The organism is Burkholderia sp. RF4-BP95, assembly GCF_001521985.1.
GTDB lineage: Bacteria > Pseudomonadota > Gammaproteobacteria > Burkholderiales > Burkholderiaceae > Burkholderia > Burkholderia diffusa.
Window position 1 is genome coordinate 1 of record NZ_LOSX01000085.1, and the last position, 20,889, is coordinate 20,889.

The following is a 20,889-nucleotide window of genomic DNA, read 5'->3' on the forward strand; positions in this document are numbered from 1 at the left end:
GGCTGCGCGAATGCGTGCAACGTGCACCAGCATGCGCATGCGAGCGCGTGGGGCAGCGCATTGCCGACGTCGGACGCGAAGGGCTTCTGGGGCGCGTTCGGCTGTTCGTGCTGGGCGGTCTGACATGTCGACGACAACCGGTCGGTACAGCCCCGGGTGGATCCGGGTTCTGCTTGCGCAGCCGTGGGTCGGTCCACTGGTACGACTTGCACTCGTCTCCGCGTTTCTGATCGGCGGGATCAACAAGGCGATGCATTTCGACGAAGCGGTGGCCGAGCAGGCGCATTTCGGCCTGCAGCCGGCCGCGCTGTGGGCTGCGCTGGCGGTTGTGGTCGAGATCGCCGGTTCGCTCTGCGTGGTGTTTCGCCGCTTCACGTGGCTCGGCGCCGGCAGCCTCGGCATGCTGACGCTCGTCGCGATGGTCGTGGCGAACGACTTCTGGAACCGCTCGGGCGCGGCGCATTTCATGGCGCTCAACAGCTTCTTCGAGCACCTTGGGCTGATTGCCGCGCTGGTCCTCGTCACGATGCTCGGCGACGCCCGGCGTGCGGAAGGGGACGGTCGCGCCTGAACGCCAGCGCGGCATGGCACATCACGAAGGTCGTTCGATCATGGCGCCCGTTCGCGGCGCCATGACTTTCACTGAAGATCGCGCTCGGTTTCGTCGTCGCCTGCCCCTGCGACCGGGCGGCGACGGCCCTGCTATTTCACCGGCGTGAGGACGGGGGCACCCGTGTTCTTGATCAGGAATACGACGAATTTTGCCGGCTTCGAGTTGCTGGCGTTTCGTCCGACCGTGTGCACGTCTTCCGGGCCTTCGTGGAACGTGTCGCCGGCGTGGAGCGTGACCGTCTTGCCGCCGTTCAGGCCCATCACGATGCTGCCGTCGAGCACATAGACGAATGCGTGTGCGTCGTGGCGATGGACGGGGTCGACGCTGCCGGGCGGATAATCCACGACGATCATCTCGACTTCCTTGCCCGGATACTCGGGCAACGGTTCCGTCGTCAGCTGCGTGACCTTGGCTTGCGGTGCGGCGACGACCGGCTGAACGGGCATCAGCAGCGACAACGCAAGCGGTGCAAGTGCGAGCACGATGCGTTTCATGTCGTTACTCCAGGTTGGCCTTGTCGAGCCCGAACATCTTGTCGAACGAGCCGGGCACGATGCGGAACGCGACGTTCAGCCGGTTCCAGCAGTTGATCGCACCCACGAGGACGGTGAGATCCGACAGTTCCTTCTCCGAATAATGGGCGCGCACGCGCTCGTAGAGATCGTCCGGCACGCCATGCGACGAGAGATGCGTCAGCGCCTCGGTCCATTCGAGCGCGGCGCGCTCGCGCGGCGAAAACAGCGGCGACTCGCGCCAGATCGCGACGTGATGCACGCGCAGTTCGCGCTCGCCGTGGATCTTCGCCATCTTGATGTGCATGTCGACGCAGAACGCGCAGCCGTTGAGCTGCGACGCGCGAATCTCGACGAGCTCGCGGACCGGAACCTCGATCGTCGTCTTCTGAAGCAGCCCGTCGAGTTCGACGAGTTTCCTGGTCAGTTCCGGCGATTGCTGAAAATAATTGATACGTTGGGTCATGATCCGTTCTCCTGATTGGTTGAGGCGGCACGAGTGGCCGTGCGCATGACGATGCATCGCACGACCTGCCTGACAACCATCGTAATTGCGGGTCCCACAGGCCGGTAGAACCGGGAACGTGCGCACTCTGTTGCCGCTTCGGCACCAATCACGCCGACAGGGTGACGACACTGCAGATTCCCTGCCGCACCATCTTCGAATAGGGGCACAGGCGCTCCGTGTCGCGAACGAGTTGCTCCGCGACCTGCCGGTCCACGCCCGGCATGCGGATGGTGATGTTGGCCGTCAGTGCATAGCCGCCGTCGACCGGATCGCGACCGAACGCCACTTCGACAGCGACGGTCGTTTCCCGGATGTCGATCCGATCGCGTTGCGCGAGCAGGCTCAGCGCGCCGTGAAAGCACGCGGCGTAGCTGGCCGCGAACAGTTGCTCGGGATTGGTCCCGTTGCCGGGGCCGCCGAACGCATCGGGCAGGCGCAGGTCGACGGTGAGACTTCCGTCGTCGGAACGCGCGACGCCGGATGCGCGGCCATGTCCCGTCTCGCCGCCGGACACGGTGACGATCGTCGTATAGAGAGGCTGAAAATCGCGGCCTCGATACCGATCGAGGAGGGAAAGCGGAGGGGCCTGCAGCTTCTTGTCGTCCATGATGCATGCTTGAATTCGGCGCGGCTTCGATTCCCGGCCGTTCATGTGTCGAAGTGTGTTGCCACGACGAAAGACGCTTTCATGCTAGAGGAGCGCCAATGACGGCGGTATGGCCGTCCCGGGCGATTCAATGTTGCCCTCCGGACACCAATCGGGACCGGGACACGACGCCGGACGGTTGCGATTCCGCACCGCGCGTCAGCGACCCAGGCACGCGCGCAGCGTTTGGGCGTGACGTTGCGCTTCGTCCGCGTCGGCGATGTTCGCGAACCCGATGATGAGGCCGCGCGGCGTTTGCTGCGTGTGGCTGTTCGTGTACCAGATCGACAGCGGCAGGACCGCGAGCCCGGCTTCGCGGGCGCGCGCGGCGACGGCGACGTCGTCGACCGGCCCGTCGGGCCCCGCCGCGAACTGCACCGCGAACTGGATGCCGCCAGGCGGCAGGTCGACGATCAGCCGCTCGCCGAACGTCTGCCGTAATGCGTGCACGATCAGCGTGCGGCGCTCGCCGTACAGCGTGCGCATGCGCTTCAGGTGCCGGGCGAAGTGGCCCTGTTCGATGAAATCGGCCAAGGCCGCCTGCAGGAGGGGCGGCGAGCCGGCGTTCATGCTGCAGGCCACGCGCTCGACGCGCTCCACCGCACGCTCCGGCACGACCGCGTATGCGAGCCGCAAGCCGGGATACATCGCCTTGCTGAAGGTACTGCAATAGATCACGTGATCGCGCCGGTCGAGACTCTTCAGCGCCTGCAGCGGCCGGCCGAGATAGCGGAACTCGCTGTCGTAGTCGTCCTCGATGATCCACCCGGACGTCTTTTCGGCCCAGTCCAGCAGAGCGATGCGGCGGGACAGCGTCAGCGTATGCCCGAGCGGGCTCTGATGCGACGGCGTCACGACCGCGAAGCGCGCGTGCGCGTCCAGCTGCAGGCCGCGTTCGACGTCGATTCCCTCGGCATCCACCGGCACCGGGACGAGTTGCACGCCCGTCTCGGACAGGAAACTGCGTGCGAGCAGATAGCCGGGGTCCTCGAACCAGACGCGGTCGTTCGGGCGCGCCAGGCTGCGCAGCACGAGTTCCAGCGTGGCGCGGTAGCCGCTGGTGATGAACACCTGTTCGGGCACGCAGGTGACGCCGCGTGACAGCCCCAGATAGGTGGCGATGTGTTCGCGCAGCGGCCGGTAACCGGCCGGATTCGGGTAGCCCAGCAGCGCGCGATCGCCGCTGCGCGCGCGCAGCGACACGAGGCGGTGCCAGACCTTGCGCGGAAAGGCGTCGAGGGCAGGGACCCCGGGCTGCAACGGGCGCGGCTCGCCGCTCAGCGCGACGGCGATCGGTTGCGCGCGCCGTGGAAGCGGGTTGTCGCGCGACGTGCCCGGCGCCTGAAGCACGCCGGCGTTGTTCACGTGCGCTGCCGAGTCGTCGTCACGCGCGGGCGTCGCCCGCGGCAGCGATTTCGGCAGAGACGGCGAGACGAACGTGCCTGCCGCGCCGCGCATTTGCAGATATCCCTCGTCGACCAGGATCGTGTAGGCCTGTTCGACGGTGCCGCGCGCCGTGTTCAATTGCGTCGCCAGACCGCGCAGCGCCGGCACGCGATCGCCCGGACGCAAGTGGCCCGCGGCGATCGCGGTTCTGAACCGCTCGCAGATCTGCAGATAGATCGGCAACTGATGCTGCCGGTCGATTTCGATGGTCAGCGTGGAGGGTTGCGTAGACATGACGGCCTCGTGGGTGACGGAACAGGCACGGCATGGACCAGTCCGATCGACGATTCTTGGCACTGCTGGATAGGACATGATTCTTCCACAATTGCTCCACGCGAGGCGACGGTCATCACCGCCTTTGCAGGATCCGGCACGCGTCATGTCCCTCTCGCATTCACATGAAATCCATTCGTCAGGAGATTTTGCGATGAAGATCGTTGTCATCGGCGGTTCGGGCCTGATCGGCTCGCGTGTCGTCACGCTGCTCGAGCAAGCAGGTCATCAGGCGCTCGCCGCGTCGCCGCGCACCGGCGTCAATACCGTCACGGGCGAGGGCCTGACCGACGCATTGACGGACGCGGACGTCGTCGTGGACGTGGCGAACGCACCATCATGGGAACCGCAGGCGGTCCTGGACTTCTTCCGCACGTCGGCACGCAATCTCGGCAAGGCCGAAGTGGCCGCGGGCGTGCGCCATCACGTCGCGCTGTCGATCGTCGGCTGCGACCGGATGCCGGATAACGGCTATTTCGCGGCCAAGGTGGCGCAGGAGCAGGCGATCGAGGCGGCGGGCGTGCCGTACACGATCGTGCGCGCGACGCAATTCATGGAATTCATCGGCGGCATCGCGGATTTCGCCACGGTAGACGGCACCGTGCGCATCGGCGACGGACTGTTTCAGCCGATCGCAGCGGAAGACGTGTCGGCACTCGTCGCGCAGGCCGCGCTCGCCGGGCCGCAGAACGGCACGATCGAGATCGCGGGCCCGGATCGCGCGCCGTTCGCGGAGATCGTCGCGCGCTACCTGAAGTCGGTCGGCGACACGCGCGCGGTGGTGACGGATCGCGACGCCCGCTACTACGGCGGCCGCGTCGAGGAAACCTCGCTGGTGCCGCTCGGGGCCGCGCGGCTCGGCCGCATCGGTCTCGACCAGTGGCTGGCGAGACGCTGATTCACGTTCGCACGCATGCGATACGCCGGCGCATGCCGGCGACGAGTCGATCCGTTTGAGCAGCACGTCTGGGGGCAGCGGAAATGAATCATTCGGAACCATCGGAACACGGCGCGCGGCGCGACCTGGCCAGTCGCGCCGATGCATTGTCGGCGAGCTTCGGTGCGAGCTACGCAGGCATCCTTGCATTCGTTGCCGTGGCGAACGAGGGGAGTTTCACCAAGGCCGCGGAACTGCTCGGCGTCGGGCGGCCGGCCGTGAGCCGGAACGTCCAGAAGCTGGAGGCGCAGCTGAGCACGCGGCTGTTCCAGCGGACCACGCGCACGACCGAGCTGACCTGCGAGGGCCGGCGCTTCTTCGAGAACTGCCATCAGGGCGTGGCGCAGATCGTCGAAGCCATGAACGACATGCTGGAATTGCGGCAGGGGCCGCCGCGCGGCCTCATCCGCATCAGCTCGGCAGTGGGATTCGGCAGGAAAATCGTGGCGCCGCTGCTGGAAAAGTTCGCGCACGCCTATCCGGACATCGTCATCGATCTGCTGCTCGACGATCGGCCCGTCGATCTGGTGTCCGAACGGATCGACGTGTCGTTCCGAAACGGACGCATCGAGGACTCCAGCATCATCGCCCGGCAATTGATTCCGATGCAGATGGCGCTGTGCGCGGCGCCGTCGTATGTGGCGAGGCACGGTCTTCCGCAGAGCGTCGAGGACCTCGGCCGGCACGAGTGCATCAATTTCCGGTTTGCGAGCGGACGCCTGTTCGAATGGGAATTCAACGTGGACGGCCGCGTGCAGAAGTACCTGCCGACGTCGCGCCTCACGTTCAACGACGCGGATCTGGTGGTGCGTTCAGTGTTGAACGGATCGGGCATCGCACAGATGGCGGCCTATCAGATCCGCGACCATCTCGCGTCGAACCAACTCGTCGTCGCACTCGCGAAGCATGCGCCGGAGGATCGCGGCCACTACATCTGCTATCTGAGCCGGCAACACCTTCCGACGCGCATCCGGGTCTTCGTCGACTTCATGACCGAGCAGATTCGCGCGCTCGATCTGAACTGCATGACGCGGTTCAATCCGGAGGTGCCGGTGTTGGCGTCGGCGGATTTGGCTGCTTGACGAATCCGGGAACGAAGACACCGGAGGCCCGCGGCCGGGGCCGGGGATCCTCGCGGTGCGAGAGGTGCTGCCGGCTACTGCCCGTGTCAGTGCGATTCGGCCAGGCGCGGATCGATATACGCGTCGACGTCCTGCGACTGTTTGTACACGGCATTTCGCACGTTGAACGCATTCGCGTTGCGGGTCGATCCGTAGATCGAGTCGAGCCCGTCGCCCTTGCGGAACGCTTGCTTCGCGGCCGCCGCGTCGAGCAGGTGGGTGCCTTTCAGCAACGGGAGATATTGCGTGGGCGTGAGGCCCACACGCGCCGACATGATCTTCACCGCATCGGCCTGCGTCTTCGGATCGTTGATGTACGCGACGCAGCGATACCAGACCTTGACCACCTTCGCCCAGTCGGCCCGACGCGCGGCGAGGCTCGCCGGCGCGACCGTGATCGCATCGTAGATCAGCCCCGGCGCATCCGCCGACGTGAAGATCGCCCGTGCGCCGGGCGCGCGTTTCAACGCCTCGCCCGCGTTCGGCTGCCATGCGGCCACCGCAGCGATGTCGTTCGACGAACCGAGCACCTGCGGCAGTTCGTTCGTCTTCGCATTCACGAGCGTGACGTCGCCGTCCTTGAGCCCGTGCTTCTGCAGCGCGGTTTCCAGCAGCAGGTGATCGACCAGGCCGAGCTCGACGCCGACCTTCTTGCCTTTCAGGCCTTCGACGGTGCGCAGCGGCGGCTTCGCGACGATCATGTCGTTGCCGGCTGAATAGTCGGTCAGCAGGATCATGACGTTCTTCGCGCCGGCCGCGCCGGTGACGAGCGCATCGCCGTTGGTCGCCGCGACCGCGTCGAGCTTGCCGGCGGAAAACGCGTCGAGCGATGCCGAATAATCGAACCATTCGAAGTCGACGTCGACGCCGGCTTCCTTGAACCAGCCCTTGTCGAGCGCGACCTGGAACGCGACCCAGCCCGGCCAGTCGCTGTAGCCGATTTTCAGGGGCGCCGCCGCGTGCACGGCGGGCGCCGCCAGCAGCGCGGCGGCCGTGACGGCGGCGCTCAACGCATGACGGATGGAACGGAAGGAACGGCGGGACGGCAGGCGGCGGAACGCCAGGGCGGGACGGGTCATCGTAGTTCTCCAGGAGACCGGGATCGGGATCGATTCGGACCGCGCCTGTGCGCGGTCCGGCCGCGTGGCCGGTTCCTGCGGATGCGGAACGAGAAGCGGCCACGGAGAGGCGCGACGGCCGTTGCCATCGCCAATCTCCCGGGCTTTTGTCCCGCCGTGTAGCACGCGTGCATCCGGTCTCGCGATCGGACGCACCCGCGCCGGGCTGCTCTCGGACCAGACGTTCGATGAACCGGAACCCTAGCACCCCTAAGATGCGACGCCGCCGCACCTCTCGGCGTCATACCGAGCGAGAAGCGTGCCAATCACGCGCGGCAACGCGATTCAACGGCGGCGGACGGTGCGCTGAAGTTCGATGAAGCGGGCGGAGAACAGCGCGCTCAATGCGCGCCGGAGCAGGTCGAGCTTGTTCATGACGAGTGGGGTATCGAGTGACGATGCATCCATTCAGCAATGCCCATGCCATCGCGGATCGCGCGGTGCACGCGCGCGCGACGCGCACTGCGCCGGTGCGCGATCGCGTGCGCATGGTGCGTCGCACGCCCGCCGCGAGGGCAAGCGGTCGCCGCCGATTCGTGCATGCCGTGCGTCATCGAGCCGTCGCGCCATGTCGTGCGGTCTGTGCGGTCATTGCACGGCGGCTGGCACGCAACTCGCTTTATCGATGCCCGAGAGGTGCGAAGCAATTTGCATCATCTTCAGGATCGCTAGGGTTCCGGTCGTGCGGCGTTCGCGCCGCGCGATGACTGGTCCGAGAGCAATCCGGTCTTGCCTTCGCCTCGATTCGAGGAAACGGCGAGGCTCCACGGAGGGATAAAAGCCCGGGAGGTCGCGATGTCGTTCGGTCGCCCTCTCACGCCTTTTGTCCAACCGACCACGGAGCCGCCATGTCGCCGAGCCCCCAAGCCGTCCCCGTCCTTGTTCCACCGCCGCACGTCGCGTGGGAAACGCTGATCCCCGCAGGAACCCACTGGTCCGGCATCCTTCGCCGCGGCCTCGCGCTGCGCATCGTCGATGTCGACGGCGGCGCGAACCTGTCCGCCGTCTTTCATCGCCAGGAAGATCCGCTCGAACGCTACAACATGGCCGACACGCTGAAGGCGCAGCACACCGCGCACCTCACGCGCGGCCATGCGCTGTATACGGACATGGGGCGCGTGATCGCGTCGATCACGGCCGACACGCTCGGCTGGCACGACCCGCTCGGCGGCGTCGGCGATGCGCGGTTGTTCGCGCACAAGTACGGCACGACCTCGTACCAGGCCGATCGCAACGCGATGATCCGCAACGGCCGCGACAGCCTCGTGCTCGAGCTTGCGAAATACGGCCTGTCGGCGCGCGATCTCGCCGCGAACGTCAACTTCTTCAGCCGGCTCGACACGCGCGACGACGGCACGCTCGATTTCGTCGCCGGCCATTCGCCGGCCGGCAGCGCGCTCGACCTGCGCTTCGAGATGAACACGCTCGCGGCGTTCTCGACCGCGCCGCATCCGCTCGATCCGCGTGCGGACTATGCGCCGAAGCCCGTAAAGCTGATCGCGTACCGCGCGTATCCGGCGGACGGCGCCGCGCCCGAGGACGACCCGTGCCGCCGCGCGTGCGCGGAGAACGTGCGCGGCTTCGCCAACACCGACCGCCTGTTCGCGTAAGGAGCCCGTCATGCCGATCATCGAAAGCCGTCTCGACCCGCGCGACGCGATTCACGACACCACGCTGAAAGCGGGCGAACCGTGGCTGCACGACCTGAAACGCGGACAGGTCTTCCGCATCCTCGACCTGGAAGGCAACCAGGCGGTCGACACGTTGTTCTACCGGTCCGACGACACCGAGGAGCGCTACAGCGCGCAGGACACGATCCGCGCGCAGCGCAACCTGTACCTGAGCGCGGGCAGCGTGCTGCTGTCCAGCCGGGGCAACCCGATGGTGACGATCGTCGCTGACACCTGCGGCCGCCACGACACGCTCGGCGGCGCATGCGCGGCCGAAAGCAACACCGTGCGCTATGCGCTCGACAAGCGTTACATGCACAACTGCCGCGACAGCTTCCTCAACGCGATCGCGCACTGCACGTGCGGCGCGGGCACGCGGCTCGGCAAGCGCGACCTCGTCGGCAACGTCAACTTCTTCATGAACGTACCCGTCACGCCGCTTGGCGGGCTCACGTTCGAGGACGGCATTTCCGCGCCCGGCAAGTACGTCGAGATGCGCGCGGAGATGGACGTCACCGTGCTGATCTCGAACTGCCCGCAACTCAACAACCCGTGCAACGGCTACAACCCGACGCCCGTGCGCCTCACGATCTGGGAGGCTGAATGAACTACGCCCACGCTCACGATCGTTCGCGGGAGGCAACATGAGATTCGCCAAGGTCCTCGTCGCGAACCGCGGCGAAATCGCGTGCCGCGTGATCCGCACGCTCAAGCGGCTCGGCATCGCGTCGGTTGCGATTTATTCGGACGCCGATCGAGACGCGCGTCACGTGGCGCTCGCCGATGAAGCGGTGCGTGTCGGGCCCGCGCCGGCGGCCGACAGCTACCTGAACGTCGCGGCGATCCTCGCCGCCGCGCGCGCGACCGGCGCGCAGGCCGTGCATCCCGGCTACGGTTTCCTGTCCGAGCATGCCGGCTTCGCCGATGCATGCGAGGCGGCGGGCCTGCGCTTCATCGGGCCGCGCGGCGATCACATGCGCGCGTTCGGCCTGAAGCACACCGCACGCGCGCTCGCCGCCGCGCACGGTGTCGCGCTGCTGCCGGGCACGGGACTGCTCGACGGCGTGGCGACGGCGCTCGCCGAAGCCGACGCAATCGGGTATCCCGTGATGCTGAAAAGCACCGCCGGCGGCGGCGGGATCGGCATGTCGCTCTGCCGCGATGCCGCGCAGCTCGAGGCGGCCTTCGAATCCGTCGTGCGGCTCGGCAACGCGAACTTCGCGCATGCGGGCGTCTATCTCGAGAAGTTCGTCGAACACGCGCGGCACATCGAAGTGCAGATCTTCGGCGACGGCCGGGGCGGCGCGATCGCGCTCGGCGAACGCGATTGCTCCGTGCAGCGCCGCAACCAGAAAGTGATCGAGGAAACGCCCGCGCCCGACCTGACCGGCGCCGAGCGCGACGCGCTGCACGCGAGCGCTGTGCGGCTCGCCCGCGCGGTCGGCTACGCGTCGGCCGGCACCGTCGAATTCGTGTTCGACGCGAACGCGCGGCAGTTCTATTTCCTCGAGGTGAATACGCGGCTGCAGGTCGAACATTGCGTGACCGAAGCGGTGACGGGCGTCGATCTCGTGGAGTGGATGATCCTGCAGGCCGAAGGCGATCTGCCGCCGCTCGACTCGCTGGCCGTCGCGCCGCGCGGCGCGAGCATCCAGGTGCGGCTCTATGCGGAGGATCCGCACAAGCAGTTCCAGCCGAGCGCGGGGCTGCTCACGCACGTCGCGTTTCCGGACGACGTGCGCGTCGACGGCTGGATCGAAGCGGGCACCGAAATCAGCGCGCATTACGATCCGCTGCTCGCGAAGCTGATCGTGCGCGGCGATACGCGGCGCGACGCGCTGGCCGCATTGCAGGCCGCGCTCGCGCGTACCGAGCTGTACGGAATCGAGACCAACCTCGACTACCTGCGCGCCGTCGTCGGCTCGGACACGTTCGCGCGCGGCGCGCCGACGACGGCATTCCTGTCGCGCTTCGCGTTCGCGCCGCACACGATGGACGTGCTCGACGGCGGCGTGCAGACCACCGTGCAGCAGGCCCCCGGGCGCGTCGGCTACTGGAGCGTCGGCGTGCCGCCGTCCGGGCCGATGGACGATCGCGCATTCGACCTCGCGAACGCGCTGCTCGGCAACGCGCGCGACGCGGCGGGGCTCGAATTCACGATGGTCGGCGCGACGCTGCGCTTCAACACGGCGACGCTGTTCGTGCTCGGCGGCGCGCCGCTCGCGGCTACGCTCGACGGCGAGCCCGCGCCGTTCTGGCAAGTGCTGCGCGCGCGGCCCGGCGCGGTGCTGAAGCTCGGCGGCGTGACCGGCGCGGGCGTGCGCGCCTGCCTCGCGGTGAAGGGCGGGCTGCAGGTGCCCGACTATCTCGGCAGCAAGGCGACCTTCACGCTCGGCCAGTTCGGCGGCCACGCGGGGCGCGCGCTGCGCAAGGGCGACGTGCTGCATCTGCACGCGGACGCGGGGCGCGGCGACGCGGGCGCGGCGCTGGCCACGGCCGACGTTCCCGCGCTGACGCATGCGTGGACGCTCGGCGTGCTCGACGGGCCGCACGGCGCGCCGGATTTCTTCACGCCCGACGACATCGCGATGCTCTACGGCACGCAGTGGACGGTCCATTACAACTCCAGCCGCACCGGCGTGCGACTGATCGGCCCGAAGCCGCAATGGGCACGCGTGGACGGCGGCGAGGCCGGCCTGCATCCGTCGAACATCCACGACAACGCGTATGCGATCGGTGCGGTCGATTTCACCGGCGACATGCCGGTGATTCTTGGCCCGGACGGGCCGAGCCTCGGCGGCTTCGTGTGCCCGGTGACGGTCGTGCGCGACGAGTTGTGGAAGCTCGGGCAGTTGCGCCCGGGCGACACCGTGCAATTCGTTCGCGCCCGCGTGTCGCCCGCGCCCGCGGTCGCCGCGATCGCGCCTGTGGCACCCGCGGGCGCGCCGGACGATTGCGTGCTGCATCGCGACCCGTCGGCCGGCGGCGGCATCGGCGTGGTGTACCGACGCTCGGGCGATCGCAACGTGCTGGTCGAATACGGGCCGCTCGTGCTCGACCTCAACCTGCGTTTTCGCGTGCACGCGCTGATGTGCTGGCTCGACGCGCACCGCCTGCCCGGCATGCTCGACCTGACGCCGGGAATTCGCTCGCTGCAGGTGCAGTTCGACGCGCGGACGCTGCCGCTCGCCACGCTGCTCGCGCATCTGCAGGCCGCCGAGCGCGAACTGCCGGACGTGGCCGACATGCGCGTGCCGAACCGCATCGTGCATCTGCCGCTGTCGTGGGACGACCCGTCGACGCGCGTCGCGATCGAGCGCTACATGCAGTCGGTGCGGCCCGATGCGCCGTGGTGCCCGAGCAATATCGAGTTCATCCGGCGCATCAACGGCCTGGCGAGCATCGACGACGTCAGGCGCATCGTGTTCGACGCGCGCTATCTGGTGATGGGGCTCGGCGACGTCTACCTCGGTGCGCCGGTCGCGACACCGATCGATCCTCGGCATCGGCTGGTGACCACGAAATACAACCCCGCGCGCACCTGGACGCCGGAGAACGCGGTCGGCATCGGCGGCGCGTATCTGTGCGTGTACGGGATGGAAGGGCCGGGCGGCTACCAGTTCGTCGGCCGGACCGTGCAGATGTGGAACCGCCACCGCACCACGCGCGAATTCGAGGCCGGCAAGCCCTGGCTGCTGCGCTTCTTCGACGAGATCCGCTTTTACGAAGTCAGCGAGGCGGAGTTGACCGCGCTGCGCGCGGATTTCGTCGCGGGCCGCGCGTCGCTGAGGATCGAGGAATCCGTGTTCGATCTGGGCGCATACAACCGCTTCCTGCGCGACGAGGCGGATTCGATCGCGACGTTCAAGGCCGCGCAGCAAACCGCGTTCGAAGCCGAGCGTGAGCGATGGCGGGCGGCCGGGCATGCGGAATACGTCGGCGACGCGGAGCAGGGCGACGCGCAGGCGGCGCGGGCGGCGGGCGTGCTCGACGACACGCAGCGGGCGATCACCGCGGACGTGTCGGGCAGCGTGTGGAAGGTGCTGGTCGAGGCCGGCGAGCGCGTGACCGAAGGGCAGGTCGTCGCGATCGTCGAGTCGATGAAGATGGAGGTGGCGATGACGGCAACGGAAGACGGCACGATCGAGACGATCGATTGCGCGCCGGGCGCGGCGGTGGTGGCCGGGCAGCGGCTGATGGTGATGAAGGCGGGCGCCGCCGAGGAGGTCGCATGAGCACGACGGAACGTTCCATCCTGCCCGCGCTACGGTCGATTGCCGCGCTGCGCGCGCGCTACGCGGCGGGCGACCTGACGCCGCATGCGCTCGTCGACGCGATCGCCGCGCATTTCGACGCAGGCGATCCGCATCATGCGTGGATCCGTCCGCTGACGCACGCGGAGATGACGCGGTATGCCGACGCGCTCGCCGGGCGCGACGTCGCGTCGTTGCCGCTTTACGGCGTGCCGTTCGCGATCAAGGACAACATCGACCTCGCCGGCATACCGACGACGGCGGCCTGCCCGGCTTATGCATACACGCCGGCGCGCAACGCGCCCGTCGTCGAGCGGTTGATCGCGGCCGGTGCGATTCCGATCGGCAAGACCAATCTCGACCAGTTCGCGACCGGGCTGTCGGGGCAGCGCTCGCCTTACGGCGCGTGCCGCAACGCGCTCGATCCGCGCTATGCGTCGGGCGGATCGAGTTCCGGGTCGGCGGTGGCGGTCGCGCTCGGCGTCGCGACGTTCTCGCTCGGCACCGACACGGCCGGTTCCGGGCGCGTGCCGGCCGCGTTCCATGGCCTCGTCGGGCTCAAGCCGACTCGCGGCGTGGTGAGCACGCTCGGCGTCGTGCCGGCCTGCCGGTCGCTCGATTGCGTGTCGGTGTTCGCGCATTCGCCGGCCGATGCGCGGGCGGTGTTCGACACCGCGCATGGCGTGATCGAAGGCGATCCTTACGGGCGCGCATGGCAGCCGCCGGCGGGCGCGGGCGGACCGCGCGCGCATCCGGCGCGGCCGCTCGCGCAGGTGCGCTTCGGCGCGCCGCGTGCCGATCAGCTCGAATTCTTCGGCGACGAATCGTACCGTGCCGCATGGGGCGCGGCGCTCGAACGCCTGCGCGCGACCGGCGCGGCAGTCGTCGAGATCGATTTCAGCCCGTTCCTGGCGGCCGCGCGGTTGCTGTACGAAGGCCCGTGGGTTGCCGAGCGGCTGGCCGCGATCGGCGCATTCGCCGCGCGGGAACCCGATGCGCTGCATCCGGTGATTCGCGAAATCGTCGGCGGCGCGTCGCGCTTCAGCGCGGCCGACGCGTTCGCGGCATTCGACCGGCTCGCGACGCTGCGCGTCGAGGCGGCGCGCGCGTGGGGCGGGCTCGACGCGATCGTGATGCCGACCTCGGCGACGACCGCGACCGTCGGCGCGCTCGAAGCCGATCCGATCGGCGTCAACTCGCGCTTCGGCTACTACACGAATTTCGTCAACCTGCTCGACCTGTCGGCGATCGCCGTGCCGGCCGGCACGTGCGAAAGCGGACGTCACGCGGGGTTGCCGTTCGGGATCACGTTCGTCGGTCGTGCGCACGACGATGCGCGGCTGCTCGATCTCGCCCAGGCGTGGGTCGACGGCGCGGTCGCTGCCGATGATGGCGGGCCGCTCGCACTGGCGGCCTCCGCGCCCGATGTGTCGTCCGCTGTCGTGCGCGTGGCCGTCGTCGGCGCGCATCTGCGCGGCGAGCCGTTGAACGGGCAGCTCACGCAGCGGGGCGCGCGGTTCGTCGCCGCGACGACGACGGCCGCCGCCTATCGCCTCTACGCGCTGTCCGCGGCGGCCTGCGGCGGCGTCGCCAAGCCGGGCCTCGTGCGCGTGCCGGACGGTGGCGCGCCGATCGCGGTCGAGATCTGGGAGATGCCCGTCGACGCGTACGGCAGCTTCGTCGCCGGGATTGCGGCGCCGCTCGGCATCGGCACGCTGACGCTCGCGGACGGCTCGCAGGTGCAGGGCTTCCTGTGCGAAAGCGCGGCGCTCGACGATGCGCAGGACATCACGCGCTTCGGCGGCTGGCGGGCTTACCGCGCCCAGGCCGCCAGCGGCGCATTGCAATGAACGTCCGGTCGCGCGTTGCTCCGGCATGCGCGCGACCGGCACCTGAAACGATACGGAGATTCCCATGTCAACGACCCGCAACACGACCGGTTGGCTCGCCGTGCGCCGCGAGCTGACGGCGCGCGGCAAATGGACGCTCGGCCTGGCGTCCTTCCTGCTGCCGTTCGCCGTCTGGTGCCTGATCAGCTATGTGCCGTTCGTCTGGCATCCGCAAATGCGCATCACGAATCCGGGAAGCGTCGACTATTTCCAGACCGGCATGCAGATCGACCGCGACGTGTTCGACGACGAGCTCGCGCATGCGCGTGCGACGCACGCGGCCGTGCCCGAGGGCGTGCGCGCGAACCCGGTGTACCTGCCTGCGCCGCACCAGGTGCTGCGCGCGTTCTACACGGCGTTCACGACGCCGCCCGCGTCGCGCGATGGCGTGTGGCTGCACGAAAGCCTGTGGCACAGCATCCGGATCATCTTCTGGGGCTTCGTGATCTCGTCCGCGATCGGCGTGCCGCTCGGCATCGTCTGCGGCACCTTCAGCGCGCTCGCGCGGCTGCAGGAGCCATTCCTGGAGTTCTTCCGCTACCTGCCGGCGCCGGCGTTCGGCGCGCTGATGGTTGCGATCCTCGGCATTTACGACGCGCCGAAGGTCGCGATCATCGTGATCGGCACGCTGTTCCAGCAGGTGCTGATCATCGCGAACACGACGCGCAAGCTCGAATACGGGCTGTTCGAAGCGGCGATGACGCTCGGCACGAAGAAGCTTCAGCTGCTCACGCACGTCGTGATTCCGGGTGTGCTGCCGGACCTGTATCGCGACCAGCGGATCCTGCTCGGCTGGGCGTGGACCTACCTGATCGTCGCCGAACTCGTCGGCACGAGCTCGGGCATCACCTGGTACATCAGCCAGCAGGCGCGCTACCAGCACTTCGACAACGTCTATGCGGCAATCCTGATGATCGGGATCATCGGCCTCGGCACCGACATCGCGCTCGGACTGCTCGGCCGCAAGCTGTTTCCGTGGGATCGCACGCTGAAGGCGTGACGCCCGTTGACGCGCATCCATCGACCGATTTCCGTAGAGGGCATCATGCAGAATCCGCAAGCCGTTCCCGATTACCTGATTCAATCCGACGCGGTGCGCGAGCGCTTCGCGCGGCTCAAGGCCCGCGACGTGATTCTCGACGTGCGGCATGTCGGCAAGCGTTTCGCGACGCCGCAGGGCGAGTGCGTCGCGCTCGACGACATCAGTTTCCGTACCCATCGGCGCGAGTTCGTGTGCGTGATCGGCCCGTCCGGCTGCGGCAAGTCGACGCTGATTCGCATCCTGGCGGGGCTCGAGACGCAGACGAGCGGCGAGGTGCTGCTGGACGGCAAGCCCGTGCAGGGGCCCGGCGCCGATCGCGGGATGGTGTTTCAGGGCTATACGCTGTTTCCGTGGCTCACCGTGAAGAAGAACGTGATGTTCGGCCTCCGAATGAACGGCAGCAGCGGCAGCGAAGCCGAGCGCGAGGCGCTGCAATGGCTCGATCTGGTCGGGCTGACGCGTTTCGCCGACGTGTATCCGCATCAGTTGTCGGGCGGCATGAAGCAGCGCGTGGCGATCGCCCGCGCGCTCGCGAACCGTCCGCGCATCCTGCTGATGGACGAGCCGTTCGGCGCGCTCGACGCGCAGACGCGTGCGCGGATGCAGACACACCTGCTCGACATCTGGCGCAATATCGACGTGACGATCCTGTTCATCACGCACGATCTCGACGAGGCGATCTTCCTCGCGGACCGGATTCTCGTGCTGAAGGCGAACCCGGGCGGCGTGCAGGAACTGATCGAGGTGCCGGTGGCGCGGCCGCGGGATTATTCGCAGGTCAATATGCCCGAATTCGTCGCGACGAAGGCCCGGCTCGAAGCGCTGATCCATCCGAAGGAGGAGGCGGCGGACGACGAAGGCGTGAAGCCGCACATGATCCGGATGACGGACGTTTCGGACAATGTCGAGTAGCGGGAGAGCCGGGCATGCATATGTGCCCGTGATGACGTACGGATCGAGATCGAGTGCGAACTTATCTAGTCAGCGGTCTCGGTTCGGATTTTCCATTAATCGAGCCGAGTGGCGTGCGGGGTGAAATAATGCCGTTAAAAGTGCGTTTAAATAATGTCGGAATTCTGGGCTGGTTGCGTGAGTCTTTTTGTTTCGATTTTGTGTGAGGTATAAGGGTTAATTCACATAATCACGCATCGAGGCCATGGATTCGTGTCGGAGGCGGTGGCATTAATAAAAAATGCTAATAAAACGGTCGAACATTTCACGTTCCCGCGCATCCTTGAGGGGCGTGCTCCTGGTGCGTTGATTTATCCTTGATGAGAATGATGCGAAATACAGGATCAATCATTGGTATTGTTTTGATGAGCCAGGAATTTTATAAAAAATAATCGAGAACTGTCAGCGTTTACAGGTTCATTGGATTAACTGCGCGGTGTAAATTTAAATCGCGGGACAACTTGAGGTTTCAAGGTTTCATGACGAATCGTCACTCGATCGGTGATTGAAGGTCGTCTGAAACAGTCCGCGCACCGGCCGCCCCATTTACCTGAACGGGAGTTCCTATGTCACGCGTTACCGATGTGCTCGTCTCGATCGATACCGAAACGATTCTCCAAAAATATCCGAATCCCAGCCGGGATCCGAAAAACCCGACGCTGATCGACTGGAAGCACGTGTACATGGTCACGAACCAGGACAACGTCGTCTCCGGGCAGGCGGGCGGCGAACTCGACCTGAGGGCCCAGGTCGGCGACCTGATCCGTTGGCGCGAAACGAGCCTGTCCCTGGGCTTCGAGAAGCAGGTGGTCTTCTACGGCTTCATCGCCAACCAGGGCAAGGACCTGATTTCGACGCCGACGCCGCGCAAGGCCACCGCGTCGGTCCCGATTCCGAATCCGAGCTCGCCGTCGACGCCGACCTGCCAGAAGGTGGACAACTACTACTGGTCGTCGGAAACGCTGTCGGAAGGCCGCGTCACCTATCACTTCTACTTCCAGATCATCGACCGCAACTGCCAGTCGCTGGGTTGCTATCAGTGGGATCCGTTCATCTCGATCCACAACTGATCTCGGCAGGCGGGCGGCCGCGTGGCGGTCGCCCGCGTCATATTCCCGTTCCGGAGGACGTGCCATGTCTGGTCTTCGTTGCGATGTGCTTGCGATCGTCGATGCCGTCACGCTGCTGTCGACCTATCCCGATGCGAGCCGGAACGCCGATGCGCCGACGGTGATCGACGGCCGGCACATCTACGTGGTGAGCCCCGGCGACACCGGGACGCTCGGCCGCAACGACAGCCGGCTCTTTGCCGGCCTGTCGCCGGGCGACCAACTCCGCCTGCGCGAAACGGCGCTGGCGCTGCGTGCCGAAGCGAGCGTGCTGTTCATCCGGTTCGCATTGAAGGACGCGGGCATCGTCGCGCCGATCGAACCGGAGGTGCGCGACGCCGCGACGCCGGTGCCGTCCGACGACGACCTGCTCCATCCGCAGTGCCGGCCGATGCCGGATCACTACTGGCGCAGCGACGTGCTGGCCGCGGGCGCCACCACGTGCACGGCCGATTTCGCCGTGCTGGATCGCGATGGTGCCGTGTCCGGTTATTTCCGCTGGGAGACGTCGATCGAGATCGACGACGGCGGGGCGGATTCGTAGCAGTCCGATTTAAGGCCGTCGCCGGGTCGCGACGGCAACGTCAACCTGGCGCCCGATACCGGCGTTCCGGCGATTTTCCGCGCGAATGCCGCGTTCAAGCAGGATTCCGAACCGTTTGGCGCGCGGGCCGCACGCGTTTCAGGGACGGCCCGCCCGGGTCAGTTTCGCTCCTGTTCCAGCCAGCGTCGTTGCGATGCGTAAAGATGCATGCGCACGGCCGCCTGGGCCATCAGCACCTCGCCGTTTTCCAGCGCGTGAAGAATGGACTCGTGTTCGTCGAACGCCTTTGCCCATGTCTGCCTGTTTTCGGTGCGCGCGCTGACGCGCGACGAGATCGGACTGTGGCGTCCGTCGAACAGCTCGCCCACCAGCCTGACCAGCACCGAATTGCCGGTCATCGCTGCGATCGCGACGTGGAATTCGCGATCGTGCGCGAGCGGGGAACGGCCTTCCGCGATGGCGGACCGCATCGCCTCGACCGCGCGGCGCACGGGCGCCAGCCGTTCGGGCGTCGCGTGTGCGCATGCGAGTTCGACGACGCTGCCTTCCAGCGCGGCGCGGGCGCTCATCAGTTCGATCGGATTTTCGCCCAGCGGTGTCGCCGCGGCATTCGACGCCTTCGCGGGAGGGCACACGAACACGCCGGAGCCCATCCGAACTTCGACGATGCCCTCGATCTCCAGCGCAATGAGCGCCTCGCGAACCGACGGGCGTGATACGCCCAACTGCTGAGCCAGATCCCGCTCGGGCGGCAGGCGTTCTCCGTCGGCGAACCGCCCCTCTTCGATGAGCGAACGAATCTGGTCGGCGATGCGCTGATACAGGCGGCGCGTATCCACCTGTTTGAACTGGTCCAGCAATGCTCCCCCCTTGCCGCGTCGCGCGGTTGTCCGATCCGAAGCGATCAGTCTACTGCACTTTGAATGGCCTGACCAATTGGCGCGGCGTCAAGGGCCTCGTTCGACGTCGCAACGAGCCGGATGGGCAAATTGGCCTTACCAAACCTCCGGCCGCTCGGCGTGCCCGTCGATTTCGCTTGCCTTCCAACGGCAGCAAGGAAAAATGGAAATATCCGAACCATGCGACATGCACTTGCCACCGAGCCTTTTTAGGGATTTTCCTGAATATTCTGTCAATTGGCTTGACCAATTAAGGCCAGACCAATAGCCTGTGTCTGGTCAGGCCAATTCGGTGGGGGCACGCGCCGCACCGTCCTGTTTCATCCATTACCGAGATACCGATGAGAACCGTCATTTGTGAAGAACCCGGTCGTCTGGTCGTTGCCGAGCGCCCGGTGCCGGCCGCAGGCCCCGACGATGTCCTGATCCGCGTGAAGCGGGTTGGTGTATGCGGCACCGACATGCATATCTTCACCGGCAACCAGCCGTACCTCGCCTATCCGAGGGTGATGGGGCACGAGCTGGCCGGCGTCGTCGAGACCGCACCGGCGGGCGCGCGCGTCAAGGCCGGCGACCAGGTCTACGTGATGCCGTATCTGTCGTGCGGGACGTGCGTCGCGTGCCGCGCGGGCAAGACCAATTGCTGCACCCGGATCGAGGTGCTGGGCGTGCACGCCGACGGCGGCATGGTCGAATACCTCGCCGTGCCGCAGGCCTTCGTGTTCGCGGCCGACGGCGTCACGCTCGACCAGGCCGCGATGATCGAATTCCTCGCGATCGGCGCGCACGCGGTCGCGCGTGCCGAGGTCCGATCCGGGCAACGCGTGCTGGTCGTCGGGGCGGGCCCGATCGGCATGGCCGCGCTGATCTTCGCCACGCTGCGCGGCGCGCGGGTCTGCGTGCTCGACGGCCGCGCGGACCGGCTGGCGGTCTGCGCGACGGCGCTGGGCGCGCACGCCACCGTGCCGCTCGACACGAGCGGAGCCGACGCCGAGCGCCTCGCGGCGCTGACCGACGGCGAATTCTTCGATGTCGTGTTCGACGCCACCGGCAATCTCGCGGCGATGGAGCGCGGCCTGGACTTCGTCGCGCACGGCGGCAAGTACGTGCTGATCTCGCTCGTGAAGGGCCGCATTTCGTTCTCCGATCCGGAATTCCACAAGCGCGAGACGACGCTGCTCGCGAGCCGCAACGCGACGCCGGCCGATTTCGAAACGGTGCTCGACGCGATGCGTGCGGGGCGGGTGCCGACCGACGCGCTGAAGACGCACGCGCTGACGCTCGCGGACCTGCCCGACCGGTTCGCGGAACTCCTCGAACCGGACGCCGGCGTGATCAAGGCGCTCGTCGAATGCTGA

Annotated in this window: 18 protein-coding genes and 2 riboswitches; of the genes, 12 read left to right on the forward strand and 6 right to left on the reverse strand. The window is 67.0% G+C overall.

Annotated elements, in window-relative coordinates; genetic code table 11:
• Nucleotides 1–124: 124 nt before the first annotated feature.
• Nucleotides 125–571 (forward strand): DoxX family protein, encoded by a 447-nt coding sequence (locus tag WS46_RS27955; protein ID WP_059692404.1) that lies wholly within the window; start codon nucleotides 125–127, stop codon nucleotides 569–571.
• Nucleotides 572–702: 131 nt separating this feature from the next.
• Here WS46_RS27955 and WS46_RS27960 read toward each other — a convergent pair whose 3' ends face one another.
• The 4 genes from WS46_RS27960 to WS46_RS27975 all read right to left on the reverse strand — a co-directional run bounded on the left by WS46_RS27960 (nucleotide 703) and on the right by WS46_RS27975 (nucleotide 3,959).
• A complete protein-coding gene (locus tag WS46_RS27960) occupies nucleotides 703–1,107 on the reverse strand; it encodes a cupin domain-containing protein (protein WP_059525748.1) in 405 nt (134 codons plus the stop codon).
• A gap of 4 nt (nucleotides 1,108–1,111) precedes the next feature.
• Nucleotides 1,112–1,591 (reverse strand): carboxymuconolactone decarboxylase family protein, encoded by a 480-nt coding sequence (locus tag WS46_RS27965; protein WP_059692405.1) that lies wholly within the window; start codon nucleotides 1,589–1,591, stop codon nucleotides 1,112–1,114.
• A 148-nt stretch (nucleotides 1,592–1,739) separates the two neighbouring features.
• Nucleotides 1,740–2,240: an Ohr family peroxiredoxin gene (locus WS46_RS27970; RefSeq protein WP_059692406.1), complete on the reverse strand. Its 501-nt coding sequence runs from the start codon at nucleotides 2,238–2,240 to the stop codon at nucleotides 1,740–1,742.
• Nucleotides 2,241–2,438: 198 nt separating this feature from the next.
• Complete coding sequence (locus WS46_RS27975) at nucleotides 2,439–3,959, reverse strand: PLP-dependent aminotransferase family protein (RefSeq protein WP_059692407.1); 1,521 nt, start codon at nucleotides 3,957–3,959, stop codon at nucleotides 2,439–2,441.
• A 193-nt stretch (nucleotides 3,960–4,152) separates the two neighbouring features.
• On the opposite strand from WS46_RS27975, the gene WS46_RS27980 reads away from it, so the two are divergent.
• Together WS46_RS27980 and WS46_RS27985 are read left to right on the forward strand one after the other, a co-directional pair.
• Nucleotides 4,153–4,896 (forward strand): SDR family oxidoreductase, encoded by a 744-nt coding sequence (locus WS46_RS27980; protein ID WP_059692408.1) that lies wholly within the window; start codon nucleotides 4,153–4,155, stop codon nucleotides 4,894–4,896.
• A gap of 83 nt (nucleotides 4,897–4,979) precedes the next feature.
• Nucleotides 4,980–6,017: a LysR family transcriptional regulator gene (locus WS46_RS27985; protein ID WP_059692409.1), complete on the forward strand. Its 1,038-nt coding sequence runs from the start codon at nucleotides 4,980–4,982 to the stop codon at nucleotides 6,015–6,017.
• Between the two features lie 86 nt (nucleotides 6,018–6,103).
• On the opposite strand, the gene WS46_RS27990 is transcribed toward WS46_RS27985, so the two are convergent.
• Nucleotides 6,104–7,135: an ABC transporter substrate-binding protein gene (locus WS46_RS27990; RefSeq protein WP_059692410.1), complete on the reverse strand. Its 1,032-nt coding sequence runs from the start codon at nucleotides 7,133–7,135 to the stop codon at nucleotides 6,104–6,106.
• Between the two features lie 133 nt (nucleotides 7,136–7,268).
• A riboswitch (guanidine-I (ykkC/yxkD leader) is annotated at nucleotides 7,269–7,390 on the reverse strand.
• 441 nt (nucleotides 7,391–7,831) lie between these two features.
• Nucleotides 7,832–7,965: riboswitch (guanidine-I (ykkC/yxkD leader) on the forward strand.
• Nucleotides 7,966–8,022: 57 nt separating this feature from the next.
• Here WS46_RS27990 and WS46_RS27995 point away from each other — a divergent pair.
• From WS46_RS27995 to WS46_RS28030, 8 genes are all read left to right on the forward strand, one after another.
• The gene (locus WS46_RS27995; RefSeq protein ID WP_059692411.1) at nucleotides 8,023–8,784 is read left to right on the forward strand and encodes an urea amidolyase associated protein UAAP1; all 762 of its coding nucleotides are present in this window, start codon (nucleotides 8,023–8,025) and stop codon (nucleotides 8,782–8,784) included.
• A gap of 10 nt (nucleotides 8,785–8,794) precedes the next feature.
• A complete protein-coding gene (locus WS46_RS28000) occupies nucleotides 8,795–9,451 on the forward strand; it encodes an urea amidolyase associated protein UAAP2 (protein WP_059692412.1) in 657 nt (218 codons plus the stop codon).
• Between the two features lie 37 nt (nucleotides 9,452–9,488).
• Entirely contained in the window at nucleotides 9,489–13,079 is a 3,591-nt protein-coding gene (uca, locus tag WS46_RS28005) for an urea carboxylase (protein WP_059692413.1), read from the forward strand.
• On the forward strand, nucleotides 13,076–14,947 hold the full coding sequence (atzF, locus tag WS46_RS28010) for an allophanate hydrolase (RefSeq protein WP_059692414.1): 1,872 nt from the start codon (nucleotides 13,076–13,078) through the stop codon (nucleotides 14,945–14,947). Before uca ends, atzF begins: the two co-directional genes overlap by 4 nt.
• A 64-nt stretch (nucleotides 14,948–15,011) precedes the next feature.
• Nucleotides 15,012–15,986, forward strand: a complete 975-nt coding sequence (locus tag WS46_RS28015; RefSeq protein ID WP_059692415.1) for an ABC transporter permease — start codon at nucleotides 15,012–15,014, stop codon at nucleotides 15,984–15,986.
• 45 nt (nucleotides 15,987–16,031) lie between these two features.
• Nucleotides 16,032–16,940 (forward strand): ABC transporter ATP-binding protein, encoded by a 909-nt coding sequence (locus WS46_RS28020; protein WP_059692416.1) that lies wholly within the window; start codon nucleotides 16,032–16,034, stop codon nucleotides 16,938–16,940.
• Between the two features lie 605 nt (nucleotides 16,941–17,545).
• Nucleotides 17,546–18,049, forward strand: coding sequence for an inclusion body family protein (locus WS46_RS28025; protein WP_059525772.1), 504 nt, complete (start codon nucleotides 17,546–17,548; stop codon nucleotides 18,047–18,049).
• A 64-nt stretch (nucleotides 18,050–18,113) separates the two neighbouring features.
• On the forward strand, nucleotides 18,114–18,632 hold the full coding sequence (locus tag WS46_RS28030; RefSeq protein WP_059692417.1) for an AidA/PixA family protein: 519 nt from the start codon (nucleotides 18,114–18,116) through the stop codon (nucleotides 18,630–18,632).
• A 158-nt stretch (nucleotides 18,633–18,790) separates the two neighbouring features.
• Here WS46_RS28030 and WS46_RS28035 read toward each other — a convergent pair whose 3' ends face one another.
• A complete protein-coding gene (locus WS46_RS28035) occupies nucleotides 18,791–19,492 on the reverse strand; it encodes a FadR/GntR family transcriptional regulator (RefSeq protein ID WP_059692418.1) in 702 nt (233 codons plus the stop codon).
• Nucleotides 19,493–19,872: 380 nt separating this feature from the next.
• Here WS46_RS28035 and WS46_RS28040 point away from each other — a divergent pair, with 380 nt between their 5' ends.
• Nucleotides 19,873–20,889, forward strand: a complete 1,017-nt coding sequence (locus WS46_RS28040) for a zinc-binding alcohol dehydrogenase family protein (RefSeq protein ID WP_059692419.1) — start codon at nucleotides 19,873–19,875, stop codon at nucleotides 20,887–20,889.